Below are 17,473 nucleotides of genomic sequence, written 5' to 3'. Positions count from 1 at the left end.
TCGGTCTGCCAGGCGCTGACGGCGAAACCGGCCAGCGCGCCGCACGACAGTTGAAGCGTCCCCAATAGCGCCGAGGCCGCGCCCAGGCGCTTGCCCTGGTCGGACAGCGCCAGCGCCGCCGAGTTGGGGTTCACGAAACCCTGGCTGCCCATGTAGCAGATCAGGCAGGCCATCAGCAGCGGCAGCGTCATCCAGCCCACGAGCGTCAGCGCCACCGCCGCCAGGCTGGCGCAGGCCAGCGCAGTCAGGGCGCGGCGTTGCAGCTGGCGCGGGGTGTGGGTGCGCAGCAGGCGGGCGCTGATCTGCGAGCAGATGATGAGCGACAGCGCGTTGGTGCCGAACAGCAGCCCGTAATACTTGGGGTCGACGCCGTACAGTTCGATGAACACCCGCGGCGAGCCGATGATGTAGGCGAACATGCCGGCCTGGCCGAAGCCGCCGGCCAGGCTGTGCGCCATGAAGCCGCGGTGCGCGAACAGGGCGCGGTAGTTCTGCACGATGGTCTGCCAGCGCAGCGGCACGACCCGCTCGGGCGTCAGCGATTCCTTCATGATGAGCACGACGGCCGTCATCAGCATGGCGCCGCCGGCCAGCATCACCCAGAACAGGCTGCGCCAGCTGGCGATGCCCAGCAGTTGTCCGCCGGCCAGCGGCGCGAGGATCGGCGCCAGGCCCATGATCAGCATCAGCAGCGACATGGCGCGCGCCGCTTCGTGGGTTTCGTAATGGTCGCGGATGACGGCGCGCGGAATCACGATGCCGGCCGCGCCGCCCATCGCCTGCACCACGCGCCAGCCGGTCAGCGCCTCGACCGAGCCGGCCAGGGCGCAGCCCAGCGACGCGATCATGAAGAGCGTCAGGCCCACCAGCAGCGGCGGCTTGCGGCCGAAGCGGTCGGCCATCGGGCCATAGAACACCTGCGCCAGCGCCAGGCCGATCAGGTAAGCGGCCAGCGTGCGCTCGACATCGCCGCGCGGCACGCCCAGGTTGGCGGCGATCGTCGGGAACGCCGGCAGGTACATGTCGATGGCGAAAGGACCGATCGCCGTCAGGGCGCCCATGAGAATGAGCCAGCCCGGCAGCGCGCCGCGGGAAGAAAGGGTAGGGGGCATGTGGACCGCGAGGGGGGCTCGCGCAAGGGACAGGGCGCGTCGCGCTGCATTGCGCGTTTTGCACCAAGCCAAAGACTGTATCACGCACTGCCTTACACGCAAATTGCAAGTGATTTCCGATACAGTCTGTCCGTGTCCGTACGTATTCCAGAGGAGATGCTGTGAGTCCTTTGTTGTCTGTTGTGGAACGCAAGCTCCAGGCCTTGCCCGTCACTGTCCAGCTGGTGTTGCCCGATGGCACCGTGGTCGGGCCGCCGGATCCCCGGGTGCGGTTCGTGACGCATGACAAGACCGCGCTGGCCCACCTGGCCGAGGGCGCCGTCGGCGTGCTGGGGCAGGACTACGTCGAAGGCCGCATCGACATCGAAGGGTCGATGCGCGATGTGATGGCGGCGGCCGCGGCGCTGCTGCCGGGTTCACCGGTGGACGCGGCGCGCGGCGGCTGGCTGACCGAGCTGGTGCGCAAGGTGATGTCGGTGTGGCGTCACTCGGTGGAGCGCGACGCCCGCCAGATCGAATTCCATTACGACCTGTCCGACGATTTCTATGCCCTGTGGCTGGATCCGCGCCGGGTCTATTCCTGCGCCTATTACCGCGAGCCGGGCATGAACCTGGCGCAGGCCCAGGAAGCCAAGCTCGACCACATCTGCCGCAAGCTGCGGCTGCGGCCGGGCGAGCGCTTTCTCGACGTGGGCGCGGGCTGGGGCGGGCTGTTGCTGTGGGCGGCCGAGCACTATGGCGTCGACGCCACCGGCATCACGCTGTCGCGCAACCAGCATGCGCACGTCAGCAGGCTGATCCAGGAAAAGGGCCTGGGCGAGCGCGTGCGCGTGGAGCTGCTGGACTACCGCAAGCTCGACGAGGCCGCGCCCTACGACAAGATCGCCTCGGTCGGCATGTTCGAGCACGTCGGCCGGGCCCAGCTGGAAGGCTATTTCGCCAAGCTGCGCCGGCTGCTCAAGCCGGGCGGGCTGATCATGAACCACGGCATCACCGCGGCCGGCGTTTACAACGCCGAGCTGGGCAGCGGCATGGGCGAATTCATCGAGAAGTACATCTTCCCTGGGGGCGAGCTGACCCACATCAGCGTCGTCATGGAGGCCATGACCAACGGCGGCCTGGAAGAGGTGGACGTCGAAAACCTGCGACCGCACTACGCCCGGACCCTGTGGGCCTGGAGCGACGCGCTCGAGGCCAACCTGGCCGAGGCCGCGCGGATCCTGGGCGGCGAGCAGGGGGAGCGCTCGCTGCGCGCCTATCGGCTCTACCTGGCGGGTTGCGCCATGGGCTTCGAGCACGGCTGGATCGCGCTGCACCAGATCGTGGGCCAACACCCGGCCACGGGGCGTCCGGATGAACTCGACAATCCGCCCGACCTGGCCTACCCGTGGCGACGCGATTACATGTACCGGGACCCCGATCCGAAGCCCTGAAACCGGGTTTCGGGACCATTAAATGTATTTATACGAACAAAATATTAACTAAATGTATCTACATTTTCGGGAGGCGATTCCCCAGGGGAAAACGGGGAATCGCCTCTTGGGAATAAGGGTTTTTCCGCACGGTTTTCGGCGTGAATGTATCTGATTCGTTCAGGGGTGGGCTTGGGTCATGCATTAATTTCGGTTAAGATGCTGGCTTCTTCTTTCAGTTTGTTCACTATCTGTGGGTTCTCGAAAACTCTGTTTTTGAGGCTCCTGTCTTGCAAGACTCCGCACCCTGCGGATCCTCTTGTTGCTAGTGTCGGTTTGTATTGGCGGTTCTGCCCGTCTTCCGCACAACCCCCTTAGCTCCATGGCACGGCTGGACCAGCGCCGCCGTGTCCCTGAACCTATGGAGGCAAAAGCCAATGCGTTTCACCCCCGTCAAGACCCTGGCCGCCGCGGCCGTCTTGTTTGCCTTCGCCGGATCGGCCCAAGCCGCCGATGCGCCGCAATGCGAACTCAAGCGTCCGATCAATTTCGGCGCCATGAACTGGGAATCCAACCTGGTCCTGGTCGATGTCGAACGTTTCATCATGGAAAAGGGCTATGGTTGCAAGGCCGAAACCCTGCCCACCGAGACCTTGCCGGCCCTGGCCGCGCTCGAGCGCGGTGACCTGGACATCAACACCGAGATCTGGCTGAACAGCGTCGCCGACCCCTGGGAACGCGCCGAAAAGACCGGCCGCGTCAAGCGGATCGGCGATCTCTACATGGGCGGCGAAGCCTGGTACATCCCGCGCTACACCGCCGAGCGCCTGCCCGAACTGAAGTCCGCGGCCGACTTGCCGAAGTTCAAGGACAAGTTCAAGGACCCCGAGGAACCCGGCAAGGGCCGTTTCTACGGCTGCCCGGCGGGCTGGGGCTGCGAAGTCACCAGCACCAACCTGTTCCACGCCCTCAAGCTGGACGATTCCTACACGCTGTACTCGCCGGGCACCGGCGCGGCGCAGAAGGCGGCCCTGATGTCGGCCTACAAGCGCAAGCAGAACGTGGTCTTCTACTACTGGTCGCCCACGCCGCTGGTCGGCGCCATGGACCTGGTCAAGCTGGAAATGCCGCCCTACGACGCCGACAAGCACAAGTGCCTGACGTCGCCCAAGTGCGCCAAGCCCGAGCCCAGCGCCTATCCCGACAATCCCGTCTTCACCGCGGTGAACACCAAGTTCTCGCAGGAAGCGCCGGTGCTGACCGAATTCCTGTCGAAGGTCTCGGTGCCGCTGCCCGTGATGAACGAAACCCTGGCCCACATGGAAGAAACCGGTGACGAGTCCGGCGCCGTGGCCAAGTGGTTCCTGAAAAACAAGCCCGACGTCTGGACCAAGTGGGTCCCCGCCGACGTCGCCGGGCGCGTGCAAAGCGCGCTGTAACCCCCGCCGCCTTTCCGGCGGCGGTCCGTTCCGGCTGGCCGGGACGGACCGCCGGGTTGGACTTTTTCCCCTTGGGATGACCCCAAGGGGAAAAAGCCCTCCGGCAGGCGGACTGTCCGCCACGCGGGCAATGCGCGGGATGCCTAGCTCCCGCGCCGGACTGTAAGCGTATTTCGCCATCGCCGCCGCCGGCTTCCCGCGCGGGAAGCCGGCCCGGCCTCCGAGCCGGATGCCGTGGGCGCGGCGCGTGGCGAATGCGCTGAAATGGAGTCAATACATGTTTCCTGAAATCATTCCCGCCCGTCAGGTGCGGGGGGCCATCGACGGATTCGTCGATCATCTGGTCACCAACTACGCCGATACCCTGGAGACGCTGTCCCAGCCCGTGCTGCATGCGCTGGTGTGGCTGGAGCAGGTGCTGCGCAGCTCGCCCTGGTGGGCCGTGGTCGGCGTCACCATCGCCATCGCCTGGCTGGTCAGCCGCCGCATCGGCCTGAGCCTGGCCATGGGCGCGCTGCTGTGCGTCATCGGCGTGCTCGGCCTGTGGGACGCCGGCATGCAGACGCTGGCGCTGATGATCATGGCGGCCGGGCTGTCGGTGGTCATCGGCATTCCGCTGGGCGTGCTGATGGCGCGCGTCAACTGGCTGCGCTCGGTCATGCTGCCGGTGCTGGACGTGATGCAGACCATGCCCAGCTTCGTGTACCTGATTCCGGTCGTGATGCTGTTCGGCCTGGGCAAGATCCCCGCCATCATCGCCACCGTGATCTACGCCGTGCCGCCGCTGATCCGCCTGACCGACCTGGGCATCCGCCTGGTCGACCGCGAGGTGCTGGAAGCGTCGCGCGCGTTCGGCGCCAATCCGCGCCAGCAGCTGTTCGGCGTGCAATTGCCGCTGGCCCTGCCCAACATCATGGCCGGCATCAACCAGACCACGATGATGGCGCTGTCGATGGTGGTGATCGCCTCCATGATCGGCGCGCGCGGCCTGGGGTATGAAGTGCTGCTCGGCATCAACCGCCTGGAAGTGGGCCGCGGCCTGCTGGCGGGCCTGGGCATCGTGGTGCTAGCCGTGCTGTTCGACCGGATCACGCAATCGTATGGACAGCGCATGCGCATGGGAGGCCAGCGATGAGCAAGATCGAAGTCAAGAACATCTACAAGATTTTCGGGCCGCATCCGAAGAAGTGGCTGGAAGCCGCGCAGGGCGGCATGAGCAAGGAAGCGCTGCTGGCCGAAAGCGGCCACACGCTGGGCCTGCGCGACATCAGCCTGTCGATCGAAGAGGGCAGCATCTACGTCATCATGGGCCTGTCGGGGTCCGGCAAGTCGACGCTGATCCGCCACTTCAACCGCCTGATCGAGCCCAGCGCCGGCCACATCCTGGTCGACGGCGTCGACGTGGTCAGCCTGAACAAGCGCGACCTGGAGACCTTCCGCCAGAAGAAGATGAGCATGGTGTTCCAGCGCTTCGGCCTGTTCCCGCACCGCACCGTGCTGGACAACGCCGCCTACGGCCTGGCCGTGCAGGGCGTGGGCCGCGCCGAGCGCGAGCAGCGAGCCCGCGAATGGCTGGAGCAGGTCGGCCTGTCGGGCTTCGAGCAGCAGTATCCGCACCAGTTGTCGGGCGGCATGCAGCAGCGCGTCGGCCTGGCGCGGGCGCTGGCCACCGATGCCGAGATCCTGCTGATGGACGAGGCCTTCTCGGCGCTCGATCCGCTGATCCGCCGCGAGATGCAGGACCAGCTGCTGCAATTGCAGTCCAAGCTCAACAAGACCATCGTCTTCATCACCCATGACCTGGACGAGGCGCTGCGCCTGGGCAACCGCATCGCCATCCTGAAGGACGGCGAGCTGGTGCAGGAAGGCACGCCGGAAGACATCCTGCTGAACCCCGCCAACGATTACGTGCAGTCGTTCCTGCAGGACGTGAACCGCACCAAGGTGCTGAACGCGACCCACGCCGTCAATCCGGCTCGCCTGACGCTGACCATGCGTTCGCGGCCGGCCCACTCGGTCGACCGCATGCGGGCGCTGAACTACGAGTACGCGCCGGTGCTGGACGGCAAGCGGCTGGCCGGCGTGCTGACGCTGGTGGCGGCCGAGCAGGCGGTGCGTGAAGGCGGGCGCGACGTGTCGCGCTTCGTCGAGGACCTGGCCTCGGTGCCGGCCACGGCCGGCCTGGGCGAGGTGCTGGCGCAGCTGGTGCACAGCGACCAGCCGGTGGCGGTGACGGGCGAGAACGACGAGTTCATCGGCATGCTGTCGCGCAAGAAGGTGGTCGAACTGGTGACGCCGGTGCTGGCCGAGACGGCGCCGACGGACGAGTCCGCCACGGTCGCCGCCGAGGGCGGCCAGGCGGCGCAGGAGGCCGAACTGCAGGGCCAGCCGCAACCCGCGCAGCGGGGCGAGGCGGCCTGACGTCCAGGTTGCCGTCAGGCGGACGGGCGGCGGCTGCCGCCCGTCATGACGATGCGGTCCCGGCGCGGCCAGGCTTGCGCCCGGGGCCAGTCCGGATATGATGGCTGGCCGGCGCCGACTGCCGGCGTGCCACTATTCGGAATATCGGAATCCGTCATGCCAATCTTGAATGTCCAGATCATGCAGGGCCATTCGGCCGCCCAGAAGACCGCCTTGCTGCAGGCGGCCTCGCAGGCGGTCGTGGAAAGCATCGCCGCGCCGCTGTCCAGCGTGCGCATCGTGCTGCAGGAAATCCCCGCTGAACACGTGATCGTGGCGGGCGAGATCGGCAAGGCCATGGCGCGCGTCGACGCCGCGCTGATCGAGGGCCGCGACGAAGCCAAGAAGTCGGCGCTGATCGCGGCGCTGAACCGGGCCGTGTGCGACAGCATCGGCATTTCGGGCGAAGACGTGCGGGTGCTGATCCGCGACGTGCCCAAGACCGACATGGGCGTGGCCAACGGCCTGAGCGCCAAGGCCGCGGGCCGCTGAGCGGGGCTCCGGCATGGCGATCGGCAAGGACAAGGGCTCCGTCACCGTCGACGACGTGGCGGCCGAAGCGGGGGTGTCGATCAAGACCGTCTCGCGGGTGTTGAACAACGAGCCGAACACCAGCGAGAAGACCCGCGCCAAGGTCATGGCCGCGATCGCCTTGCTCAAGTACCAGCCCAATCCGTCCGCGCGCCGGCTGGCCAGCAAGCGCTCGGACCTGATCATGCTGGTCTACGACAATCCCAGCGACAACTACCTGATCAACATCCAGCACGGCGCGCTCGACGCCTGCAAGCGCTATTTCTACAGCCTGCTGCCGCATCCCTGCGACTACCGCGCGCCCGACCTGGCCGCGCAGATCGTTCAGGCGGCGCGGCAGCATGCCTGCGCCGGGCTGGTGCTGACGCCGCCGTTGTCCGACGTGCGCGCGCTGATCGCGGCGCTGGACGATGGCGACGTGCCCTATGTGCGGCTGGCGCCGGGATCGCCCAGCGCGCGCGGACTGGAAGTCAGCACCGACGATCGCGCCGCGGCGCGCGACATGACCCGTTACCTGCTGGACCTGGGCCATCGCCGCATCGGCTTCGTGGCCGGCCATCCCGACCACGGCGCGGTGGGCGAGCGCCTGCACGGCTACCGCGACGCGCTGGCGGAACAGGGCGTCGCCTACGACCCGACGCTGGTCGAGCAGGGCCTGCATTCGTTCGATTCCGGGGTGCAGTGCGGCCAGCGGCTGCTTGAGCGCGCGCAGCGTCCGACCGCGATCTTCGCGGCCAACGACGACATGGCGGCCGGCGTGCTGTATGTCGCGCATGTGCGCGGCCTCAGTGTGCCGCAGGAATTGTCGGTGGCGGGCTACGACGACACGCCGCTGTCGCGCCAGACCTGGCCCAAGCTGACCACGCTGCGCCAGCCCATCCGCGAGATGGCCTACGCGGCGGTCGAGCAGTTGGCCTCGCGCGAACCGCAGGCGCGGGTGCGCACGCTTGGCTACGAGCTGGTGGTGCGGGATTCGACCCGCCCGCCCGGCTGAGCGCGGCGCGCGCGCCGGCCCTCAGCGCAGGCGCTTTCGCACGTCATCCTGCGGCGCATAGCCGATGCTGTCGCGGGCGTCGGCCACGTTCCAGGCGCTGCCCTGGTTGGCCGAGACGCCGTTGACCGTGACGCTGCCGTCGGACCAGCGCGACGCGTCCGCCGTCAGCGCCGCGATCAGCAGGCGTTCGAGATCCTCATTCGACAGCCACATGTCGTGGAACCAGGCCAGCGCGCGGCGGGCGGGTTCGTCGTGGGCGTCAGGGACTGGCGCGCGCGGATGCGCCACGCCGGAGTAGGTCATGTCGCGCGGGTCGTTGTCGCCCGGCAGGATCCAGCCGATGCGCGCGATCACGGTGGACAGCCGGCCCTGCGTGACCGCCGAGTAGGCGCGGCACAGGCGTTCGCCCATCACCTTGGACGTGCCGTAGGCCAGCGAGTGCACCTCGCGTTCGCCGTCGAACCAGCGCGTGCCGGGCGCGGGCTCGGTCTCGGCGGTGAGCTTGCCGGGTCCGATGGCGGCGGCCAGCGGCAGGTCCTTGTAGCCGCCCATGGCGTGGTTGGATGACGAGAACACCAGCCGGCGCACGCCTTGCGTGGCGGCGGCGGTCAGCACGTTCAGCGTCATGTCGTAGGAACCCAGGGCTTCCTCCCAGCTGGCGTCGGGCGTCGAGTGGCGCGCCGCCAGGTGCAGCACGGCGTCGGCGCCGGCGAAGTGGCGGGTCCAGCCGGGATCGGGCCGTTGCAGGTCGGCGGCCACCAGGGTCAGGCGGTCGCGCAGTTCCGGGCTGAAGACGCTGGCGTCCGCGTGCAGGTCGATGCCGACCAGGTGATCGCACCAGGGCTGGCGCGCCAGGATGGCGAGGGCCTTGCGGCCGAGCTGGCCGGTGGCGCCGGTGACGACGATGCGGGCGGGGGGGCAGGGGAGAGGTCACGGTGAAAGCTTCCGGTTCAGGGCAGGGGGCAAAGGCAGGCGGGCGAGGCCAGGGGGTGGGGATCGCCCTGCGCCTGCGCCAGGCCCGTGGACGGGTCGATGCGCAGCGCGCGGATGAAGTGGTCGTCCTGGGACGCCGCCAGCAGGAAGGCGCCGTCGGGCGTGAGCGCGATGTCGCGGGGCGCGCGGCCGCCGATGTCGATGAAACCGACGAGGTCGAGCCAGGGGGGCGACGCGGTGCAGGCGGTAGACGGCCACGCTGTCGTGGCCGCGGTTGGCGGCGTAGAGCCATTCACCATCGGGATGCAGGCGCACGGCGGAGGCGGTGTTGGCGCCGCGCCAGCCGCGCGGCAGCGTGCTGGCGCGCGCCAGTTCGCCGGCCGGCTCGTCGAGCGCATGGATGGCCACGGTGTTCGAGAGCTCCTCGACCGCCGCCGCGTGCGCGCCATCGGCCGTCAGGGCCAGGTGGCGCGGTCCGGCGCCGGGCCGCGTGCGCAGTTCCCGCGCCGGCGCCGGGTCGAGGCCGTCGGGCAGCACGCGGTGGCAGGCGATGGTGTCGGTGCCCAGGTCGCACAGGTAGACCCGCGCGCCGTCGTCGCTGGGCGCGGCGTAGTGCACGTGCGGTCCTTCCTGGCGGTCCGCGCGCGGGCCGGCGCCGCGCCGCGCGATGACCTGGGGCGCGCCGCGCGGCAGGCCCTCGGCGTCGAGCGCGTAGCACAGCAGTTCGCCGGAGCCGTAGTTCGACACGTACAACTGCCGCGCCACCAGGTTGACGCTGACGTGGCAGGGGGGCGGCGCCGGGCGTTGCGATCTGGCCGATGGGGCGCAGGACCGTCGCGCCGGCCTCGATCGCGTAGATATCGAGCGTCGCGTCGCGCTCCTGCTCGCTGACGCTGTAGAGGCGCCCGGCGGCCGCGCACAGGTATGACGGATTGATCGGGCCGGACACGACTTGCAAGGACCGGAACGAGGCCGTCGCGGCTTCGAACGCCAGCAGGTGGATGCCCAGGCCGCGGCCCTGCACATGCGGCATGGCCTGCGTGTAGGTGCCCACCGCGAGCACGCAATCGCCGGGGGCGGGGGATGGGGTGTCGTTATGCACGTTCGGGCCTCGTCGCGACGTCGATCCACACCGCCAGCACCAGCACGGCGCCCTTGACGATCATCTGCCAGGAAGTGTCCACGTTCATCTGCTGCATGCCGTTGTCCAGGCTGGCCATGACCAGCGCGCCGATCAGCGCGCCATACACGGTGCCGGAGCCGCCACGCATCGAGGTGCCGCCGATGAAGCAGGCGGCGATGGCGTCGAGTTCGCCGCCCACGCCGGCGGATGGCGAGCCGGCCGCCGAGCGCGCGGTGCTGACGATGCCGGCGAAGGCGCACATCAGCCCCATCAGCATGAACACCATCAGCTTGACGCGCTGGACGTTGACGCCGGACAGGCGGCTGGCCTCGACGTTGCCGCCGACCGCGTAGACGTGGCGGCCGAACACCGTCTGGGTGGCGATCCATGAGAACACGCCCAGCAGCGCCAGCAGGATCAGCACCGGCAGCGGCACGCCGTTGGCCCGGTTCAGCACCAGCACGAAGCCGGCGGCGGTGGCGGCGATGGCGCCGATGCGCAGGGCATCGAGCCAGCGCGGCGTCACGGCCAGCCCCAGCCGGAGGTGGCGGCGACGCCGCGCCAGCGTCAGGCCGCAGGCCAGCGCGATGATCAGCGCTGCCAGCAGCCAGGACAGGGCCGGCGGCACGAAGGCCTGGGCGATGGCGCCGAGGTCGTCGGGCACCGGGGCGATGGTGACGCTGTCGGTGCTCAACTGCAGCAGGCCGCGGTAGGCCAGCATGCCGCCCAGGCCGACGATGAAGGAGGGCACCCGCAGGCGGGTCGTGAGACAGCCGTTGACCAGGCCGAGCGCGGCGCCGGCGGCCAGCACCACCGCCACCGACAGCCAGGTGTTCCAGCCCAGGTTCACCGTCAGGATGGCGACCAGGCCGCCCAGCAGGCCGAGCAGCGAGCCGACCGACAGGTCGATCTCGCCGGCGATGATGACCAGCACCATGCCGCAGGCCAGCATGCCGGTGACCGACATCTGCAGCAGCAGGTTGGAGATGCTGTTGGGCCGCAGGAAGCTGCCGTTGGTCTGGTGCCAGAAGAACAGCCAGATCAGCGCCAGGGCCAGCACCATGGCCAGCAGCTTGTGGCGCGCGAACAGTTGCCGCAGCGGCGGATGGCCGCCGCGCGGGCGCGGTTCGGAAGAGGAGGAAGCAAGCATCTGGGTCATGGCGTTCAGGCGGCGTGCCGCAGCGGGTCGGTGTTGAGGGCGGCGGCGAGCACGCGTTCCGGCGTCAGGCCCTGGATGGGAAAGTCTCCCGCGATGCGGCCGGCGTTCATGACCAGCACGCGATCGCTCATGCCGAGGATCTCGGGCAGTTCGGACGACACCATGACGATGGCCACGCCGCGGTCGGCGAGGTCGAAGATCATCTTGTAGATGTCGTACTTGGCGCCGATGTCCACGCCGCGGGTGGGTTCGTCCAGGATCAGCACCTTGGGCTGCTTGAGCGCCATCTTGGCCAGCACCACTTTCTGCTGGTTGCCGCCGGACAGGCTGGCCACCGGCAGGCCGGGGCTGGCCGTCTTGATGCGCAGGCGCGCGATCTCGCGCTCGACCGTGGCCAGCTCCGAATCGCCGTCGACACGCGCGGCGCGGGCGTGGTCGGCCAGACTGGCCAGGGTGATGTTCTCGGCCACGCTCATCAAGGGCACGATGCCGTGGCGCTTGCGGTCCTCGGGCACCAGGCACAGGCCGTGCGCGATGGCATCGGCCGGGGACGTGATGCGCACCGGCTGGCCGGACACCCGCACCTGCGCGTGATAGCGGCCGGCGTAGGCGCCGTAGATCGCCGACACCAGCTCGGTGCGGCCCGCGCCCACCAGGCCGGCGATGCCGAGGATCTCGCCGGCGCGCACCTGCAGCGCGGCGTCGTCGACCCGCTTGCGCCGCGGATTGGTGACGTCCCAGCAGGTCACGCCGCGCGCTTCCAGCACCACCGCGCCCGGTTGGCGTTCGGTGCGCGGAAAGCGCGATTCGAGCGCGCGCCCGACCATCAGGCCGATGATGCCGTCCTCGTCGAGCGCGTCCGCCGGCTGGGTGGCGATGTGCTGGCCGTCGCGGATCACGGTGATGGTGTCGCAGACGCGCTTGACCTCGTCGAGCTTGTGCGAGATGTAGATGCAGGCCACGCCGGCGCGCTTGAGGTCTTCGATGATGGCCAGCAGCACGCCGATTTCCTTGGCGCTGAGCGAGGAGGTCGGCTCGTCGAAGATCAGCAGGCGCGCCTCCTTGGCCAGCGCCTTGGCGATCTCGAACAACTGCTGGTGGCCGTTGCCGTAGTTCATGACGGGGGCGGCCACGTTGACATCGGTGAGCTTGAGCCGCGCCAGCAGCTCGGCGGCGCGCCGGTGCATGGACGGGTAGTCCATGCGGCCGCCGGGCAGGCGCATTTCGTTGCCCAGGAAGATGTTCTCGGTGACGCTCAGCTGCTGCACCAGCATCAGCTCCTGGTGCAGGATGACGATGCCGGCGGCTTCGCTGTCGCGGATCGAGCGCGCGCGCAGCTCGCGCCCTTGCCACACGATCTGGCCCTGGTAGCTGCCATGGGGGTAGACCCCCGACAGCACCTTCATCAGGGTCGATTTGCCGGCGCCGTTCTCGCCGCACAATCCCAGGCATTCGCCGGGCCGCACGGCCAGGCTGACGCCCGACAGCGCGCGCACGCCCGCGAATTCCTTGACGATGCCGCGCATTTCAAACAGCGGTTGCTGCTGCTCCATGGTGCGTCTCCCGGCTACTTGCCCGCGATCTGGTCTGCCGTATAGAACCCGTCCTTGACCAGGATATCCAGATTGTCGCGCGTGACCAGCGTGGGCTTGATGAGGAGGGAGTTGACCTCGCCCTTGCCGTTGTCGAGCTTGGCGTTGAAAGCGGGCGTCTTGCCCTGCACCAGGTTGACCGCCATCTGCGCGGCCGCCTCGGCGATGGTCTTGATCGGCTTGTAGACCGTCATGGTCTGCGTGCCCGCCGCCACGCGGCGCACGCCGGCCAGGTCGGCGTCCTGGCCGGAGACCGCGACCTTGCCCGCCAGTTTCTGTCCCGCCAGCGCCTGGATCGCGCCGCCGGCGGTGCCGTCGTTGGAGGCGACGATGGCCTGGATGTTGTTGTCGTTGGCGTTCAGCGCGTTCTCGATGATGGTCTGGGCCTTGGACGGATCCCATTCGGGCGTCCACTGCTCGCCGACGATGGTGATGTCGCCCTTGGCGACCAGCGGCTTGAGCACGTTCATCTGGCCCTCGCGGAACATGCGCGAGTTGTTGTCGGTGGAGGCGCCGCCCAGCAGGTAGTAGCGGCCCTTGGGCACGGCGTCGACCATGCCCTGGGCCTGCATTTCGCCCACCTTGATGTTGTCGAACGACACGTAGCCGTCCAGCGGCGCGCCGAGGATCAGCCGGTCGTAGGCGATGACCTTGATGCCGTTGCGGTGCGCCTTGGCGATGGCGCTGCCCAGCACCTTGGAATTGAACGGCACGATGACCAGGGCATCGACGCCTTCGGCGATCAGGTTCTCGACCTGGGCGATCTGGCGCGATTCGCTGGCGTTGGCCGATTGCACGTTGACCTTGGCGCCCAGGGCGGTCGCGGCCTCGACGAAATAGTTGCGGTCGCGGGTCCAGCGCTCGACCCGCAGGTCGTCGATGGAAAAGCCGATCACGGGCGCGTCCTTGCTGGCGTGGGCGGCGGGGCTGGCGAGCAGGACCGCGGGCAGGGCCAGCGCGCAGGCCAGCAGGCGGCGCAAGAATGGGGTCATGTCAGTCTCCTAGTGGCGCTTCGCGCTCAGAAAGTGATACCGGTCTTCAAGCCTACGATGAAGGCGTCGTGGTTGGCGCTGGTGCCGCCAGGATGCCTGATGTACTGCAGATTGGGGCGCAGGTAGATGGAGGGGACCGGCGACCAGCTGTAGTACGCCTCGGCCACGTATTCATAGCCATCGCCCACCTTGGTGCTGGTGCCCAGGCGCTGGTCCTGCTGGCGCACGTAGTCGGCATAGCGGCCGTTGTTGTGGGTCGCGCCGATCGCCACGCCGATGACGTCGCGCGCCAGGCCGAACGGTCCTTTGTACTGCAGCCCGAGCGCGATCTGGTGATCCTGCGCGGCGGTGGCGCGGTCGGCCTGCGACACGTTCAGGAACACCGAGGCGCCGCGGCCGCCGGCGGTGCCGCTGACCTGCTGCTCGAAGTTGAGATAGAAACCATACTGGCCGTTGCGCTCGCGCGGCGCCAGCCCGGTTTCGCCGCGCGGCGCGTGGTTGATGTCCTGGTACAGGTCCTTGCCGTCGGAGGTGTTGTACCAGGCGCCGAACTTGTACGAGCCAGGCAGGCCGTTCCAGGCCGGCAGCCAGCCGACTTCCACCGGGATCAGCGCGCCGGTGGTGCCGTTGGGATTGTCCAGCGACAGGCCGTGGCGGCGCGCGTAGCCGTCGTCCACGTAGTTGGGATTGACCTGATAGACGCCCGCCTGCACGTAGGTCTGCTCGGACGTGTTGACCTTCAGGCGCGTGGCCCACTGGCTGGTCGGCCAGTTGACCCAGTAGCTGCCCACCAGGTTGCCGGGCTGCGAGCCGCAGAAGGTCAGGTTCTGGAAGTCGCAGGAAAAGCTGGCGAAGTCCTCGCCCACGGTGAGGCGGCCGATCTTCCACTGCACCCGGTTGTCCAGGAAGGCCTGGTTCAACCAGAACTGCGTCATGTGCCAGGTCTGGCCGCGGCCGTAGACCTCCTGGATCAGCATGTTGTTGCCGATGCCGGCGTCGGCGCCCAGGTTGCGGCCGTTGCGGTCGGTGATGGTCATCTGGAACGTGCCGCCATGCCAGCCGAGCAGCTTGTCCAGGTCCATCGTGGCGCCGATGACCCACTGGTCGGTGTAGCGCGTCAGCTTGTCCTGGCCGCCGCTGAAGTTGTGCGCGGCCTCGCCGGTGTAGCCCAGGTTCAGGGTCACGCCGCTTTCGGCCAGGCGGGTGCGCAGGCCGCCCCAGTCGCCCAGCAGGTAGGGGCTGGTCTGCAGGTCGTAGGCCCGGGCCGCGCCGGCGGTCGACAGCAGGCCCGCCATCAGCAGCCAGGACAGCCAGCGGCCCGGGCGGGCGGGTTGGGACGGCAAGCGGAGGGGCCGGAGGTGCACGCCGGTCCCTGCCGCTGCCGGGAAGCAGGGAGGTATTGCCATGACTTTGTCTCCTGATGCCGCCCGTGCCGTGGGCCGTCGCGGCTTGTTTTTTGTTGACCGGCAGGTACCGGCGAAGCTAGTGTCTGCAAAATTGACAGCGCTGTCAATTGCGGTGGAGGTTAGGGATTGCCCGGGGAGGGCGGTGCTTTTTCAGTGGTTGTGCAGAGGCACTTTCGCCTGGCGAGAGCGGGGCGCCGAGGGCCGCCGGGAGGGGCGGGGCGCGCGAGTATGATGGGCGGATAACCAGGAGGAAACACCATGAACGAAGTCATCGTCGCGTCCGCCGTCCGTACCGCCATCGGCGATTTCGGCGGCGCCCTGAAAGACGTGCCGCCCTGCGATCTGGGCGCCACGGTCATCAAGGCCGCGCTGGAGCGCGCGGGCGTCAAGGGCGACGAGGTCGGCCATGTCGCCGTGGGCCACGTCATCAATACCGAGCCGCGCGACATGTACCTGTCGCGCGTCGCCGCCATGAACGCCGGCATCGCCAAGGAAACGCCGGCCTTCAACGTCAACCGCCTGTGCGGCTCGGGCCTGCAGGCCATCGTCTCGGCGGCCCAGACCATTCTGCTGGGCGACGCCGAGATCGCCATCGGCGCGGGCGCCGAGAGCATGAGCCGCGCGCCCTACATCGCGCCGGCGCAGCGCTGGGGCGCGCGCATGGGCGACAGCGTCATGCAGGACATGATGACCGGCGCGCTGTCGGATCCGTTCGGGCGCATGCACATGGGCGTGACCGCCGAGAACGTCGCGGCCCAGTTCGGCATCAGCCGCCAGGACCAGGACGCGCTCGCCGCCGAATCGCATCGCCGCGCCGCCAGCGCCATCGAGGCCGGTTATTTCCGCGACCAGATCGTGCCGATCGTGCAGAAGACGCGCAAGGGCGAGGTCGTGTTCGACACCGACGAACACGTGCGCCGCGACGTCACGGCGGACAGCCTGGCCACGCTCAAGCCGGTGTTCCAGAAAGAAAACGGCACCGTCACCGCCGGCAACGCTTCGGGCCTGAACGACGGCGCCGGCGCGTTGGTGCTGATGAACGCCTCGGTTGCGGCCAAGCGCGGCGTCAAGCCGCTGGCGCGGCTGGTGGCGTATGCCCACGCGGGCGTCGATCCGACCATCATGGGCATCGGCCCGGTGCCGGCCACGCAGGCCGCGCTCAAGCGCGCCGGCCTGACGGTGGACCAGCTCGACGTGATCGAGGCCAACGAGGCCTTCGCCGCGCAGGCTTGCGCGGTGACCCGCGAACTGAAGCTGGATCCGGCCAAGGTCAACCCCAACGGCAGCGGCATCGGCCTGGGCCACCCGATCGGCGCCACCGGCGCCATCATCACCGTCAAGGCGCTGCATGAACTGCAGCGCGTGCAGGGCCGCTACGCGCTGGTCACCATGTGCATCGGCGGCGGGCAGGGCATCGCGGCGATCTTCGAGCGTATCTGAGCGCCGCGACATCGATGCGCCCTTGACGGCGCATCCCGCATCCAGGGCGGGCCGCGATGGCCCGCCCTTGTCGTGACTGGCGCCGGCCCTACAATCGCGCCATGTACAAATCCAAATTCCCCTCCGAACTCGACCAGTCGACCCTGTCGGAAGTGGACGGCGTGCGCTATCTGCACTTCAACACCGAATGGGTCCAGGGCGCCATGCGCATCAAGACTCCGGCGGAACTGGTGCTGGAATACACCAGCCAGATGATGGCCTGGCTGCTGTTCCTGGAACCGCCCAAGGATGAGGCCATCGGCATGTTCGGCCTGGGCGCCGGCTCGCTGGCGCGGTTCTGCGCCAAACACACGCGCGCGCCGCTGCTGGCGGTGGAATGGAACCCGCGCGTCACCGCCGCCTGCCACATGTTCTTCCGCCTGCCGGGCGAGAACCGGTTGCGGGTCGAGCACGCCGACGCCGCCGAATGGGCCGCCGATCCGCTCAACGCCGGCCGCTGCCCGGTGCTGATGGTCGATCTGTACGACGCCTCGGCCCAGGGGCCGGTGCGCGACAGCGTCAAGTTCTACCGCGATTGCCGCCGCGTGCTGGGCGAGGTCGGGGTGGTGGCGGTGAACCTGTTCGGCCGTCACGAGAGCTTTGGCAAGAACATCGACAATCTGTCCAAGGCCTTCGACGACCGCATCGTGCTGCTGCCCGAGATCGACGCCGGCAACCAGATCGTGCTGGCGTTTTCGGGTCCGCGCCTGGCGGTGACGCCGGCCGACCTGCTGGCGCGGGCCGAGGTGGTCGAATCCCAATACGGCTTGCCGGCGCGTCGCTGGGCGCGTTCGCTGACCCGCCACGCGGTCGACGGCATCCTGCATTTCTGAGCCGTCCC

General features: G+C 68.6%; 15 protein-coding genes and 2 pseudogenes. 8 read left to right on the top strand and 9 right to left on the bottom strand.

The features are described from left to right. Positions 1-1,061: multidrug effflux MFS transporter (locus AOZ49_RS21985; protein ID WP_054477756.1), on the bottom strand; the 1,061-nt coding region annotated here is incomplete at its 3' end. A gap of 212 nt (positions 1,062-1,273) precedes the next feature. On the opposite strand from AOZ49_RS21985, the gene AOZ49_RS21980 reads away from it, so the two are divergent. The 6 genes from AOZ49_RS21980 (at position 1,274) to AOZ49_RS21955 (ending at position 7,948) form a co-directional block, all read left to right on the top strand. Further along, positions 1,274-2,545: a class I SAM-dependent methyltransferase gene (locus AOZ49_RS21980; protein WP_156333148.1), complete on the top strand. Its 1,272-nt coding sequence runs from the start codon at positions 1,274-1,276 to the stop codon at positions 2,543-2,545. Between the two features lie 416 nt (positions 2,546-2,961). Next, complete coding sequence (locus tag AOZ49_RS21975) at positions 2,962-3,963, top strand: ABC transporter substrate-binding protein (RefSeq protein ID WP_054477755.1); 1,002 nt, start codon at positions 2,962-2,964, stop codon at positions 3,961-3,963. A gap of 277 nt (positions 3,964-4,240) precedes the next feature. Continuing rightward, entirely contained in the window at positions 4,241-5,098 is an 858-nt protein-coding gene (locus AOZ49_RS21970) for an ABC transporter permease (protein WP_054431690.1), read from the top strand. Further along, positions 5,095-6,384, top strand: a complete 1,290-nt coding sequence (locus tag AOZ49_RS21965) for a quaternary amine ABC transporter ATP-binding protein (RefSeq protein ID WP_054431689.1) — start codon at positions 5,095-5,097, stop codon at positions 6,382-6,384. The genes AOZ49_RS21970 and AOZ49_RS21965 overlap by 4 nt, the downstream gene beginning before the upstream one ends. Positions 6,385-6,540: 156 nt before the next feature. After that, a complete protein-coding gene (locus AOZ49_RS21960; RefSeq protein ID WP_054431688.1) occupies positions 6,541-6,915 on the top strand; it encodes a tautomerase family protein in 375 nt (124 codons plus the stop codon). Positions 6,916-6,928: 13 nt separating this feature from the next. Beyond that, entirely contained in the window at positions 6,929-7,948 is a 1,020-nt protein-coding gene (locus tag AOZ49_RS21955; protein WP_054477753.1) for a LacI family DNA-binding transcriptional regulator, read from the top strand. Positions 7,949-7,969: 21 nt separating this feature from the next. Here the strand turns inward: AOZ49_RS21955 and AOZ49_RS21950 are convergent, their stop codons facing one another. From AOZ49_RS21950 to AOZ49_RS21925, 8 genes and pseudogenes are all read right to left on the bottom strand, one after another. Next, on the bottom strand, positions 7,970-8,854 hold the full coding sequence (locus AOZ49_RS21950; RefSeq protein WP_054477751.1) for an NAD-dependent epimerase/dehydratase family protein: 885 nt from the start codon (positions 8,852-8,854) through the stop codon (positions 7,970-7,972). 44 nt (positions 8,855-8,898) lie between these two features. Beyond that, positions 8,899-9,180: a beta-propeller fold lactonase family protein gene (locus AOZ49_RS33865; RefSeq protein ID WP_255353705.1), complete on the bottom strand. Its 282-nt coding sequence runs from the start codon at positions 9,178-9,180 to the stop codon at positions 8,899-8,901. Further along, a pseudogene (locus AOZ49_RS33860) lies at positions 9,176-9,742 on the bottom strand (lactonase family protein); the annotation flags it as partial. The pseudogene AOZ49_RS33860 and the gene AOZ49_RS33865, both read right to left, overlap by 5 nt. A 37-nt stretch (positions 9,743-9,779) precedes the next feature. Next, a pseudogene (locus AOZ49_RS33855) lies at positions 9,780-9,914 on the bottom strand (lactonase family protein); the annotation flags it as partial. A gap of 61 nt (positions 9,915-9,975) precedes the next feature. Continuing rightward, a complete protein-coding gene (locus tag AOZ49_RS21940) occupies positions 9,976-11,163 on the bottom strand; it encodes a sugar ABC transporter permease (protein ID WP_054477749.1) in 1,188 nt (395 codons plus the stop codon). Between the two features lie 5 nt (positions 11,164-11,168). After that, entirely contained in the window at positions 11,169-12,716 is a 1,548-nt protein-coding gene (locus AOZ49_RS21935; protein WP_054431683.1) for a xylose ABC transporter ATP-binding protein, read from the bottom strand. A gap of 14 nt (positions 12,717-12,730) precedes the next feature. After that, the gene (gene xylF / locus AOZ49_RS21930) at positions 12,731-13,747 is read right to left on the bottom strand and encodes a D-xylose ABC transporter substrate-binding protein (RefSeq protein ID WP_054431682.1); all 1,017 of its coding nucleotides are present in this window, start codon (positions 13,745-13,747) and stop codon (positions 12,731-12,733) included. A 26-nt stretch (positions 13,748-13,773) separates the two neighbouring features. Further along, positions 13,774-15,042 carry a carbohydrate porin gene (locus AOZ49_RS21925; protein ID WP_054431741.1) on the bottom strand — a complete coding sequence of 423 codons (1,269 nt, stop codon included), beginning with the start codon at positions 15,040-15,042 and terminating at the stop codon, positions 13,774-13,776. 369 nt (positions 15,043-15,411) lie between these two features. Between AOZ49_RS21925 and bktB the strand changes: the two genes are divergently transcribed. Next, entirely contained in the window at positions 15,412-16,593 is a 1,182-nt protein-coding gene (bktB, locus tag AOZ49_RS21920) for a beta-ketothiolase BktB (protein WP_054431681.1), read from the top strand. Between the two features lie 101 nt (positions 16,594-16,694). Then, positions 16,695-17,465 (top strand): class I SAM-dependent methyltransferase, encoded by a 771-nt coding sequence (locus AOZ49_RS21915; RefSeq protein WP_054477747.1) that lies wholly within the window; start codon positions 16,695-16,697, stop codon positions 17,463-17,465. The last annotated feature ends 8 nt before the right edge of the window (positions 17,466-17,473 follow it).

Origin of the sequence: Achromobacter sp. 2789STDY5608615 (genome assembly GCF_001298995.1) — a bacterium.
Taxonomy (GTDB): Bacteria; Pseudomonadota; Gammaproteobacteria; order Burkholderiales; family Burkholderiaceae_B; genus Achromobacter; species Achromobacter insuavis.
Note: the sequence above shows the minus strand (reverse complement) of the source record. Positions and strands in the feature narration are given on the sequence as shown.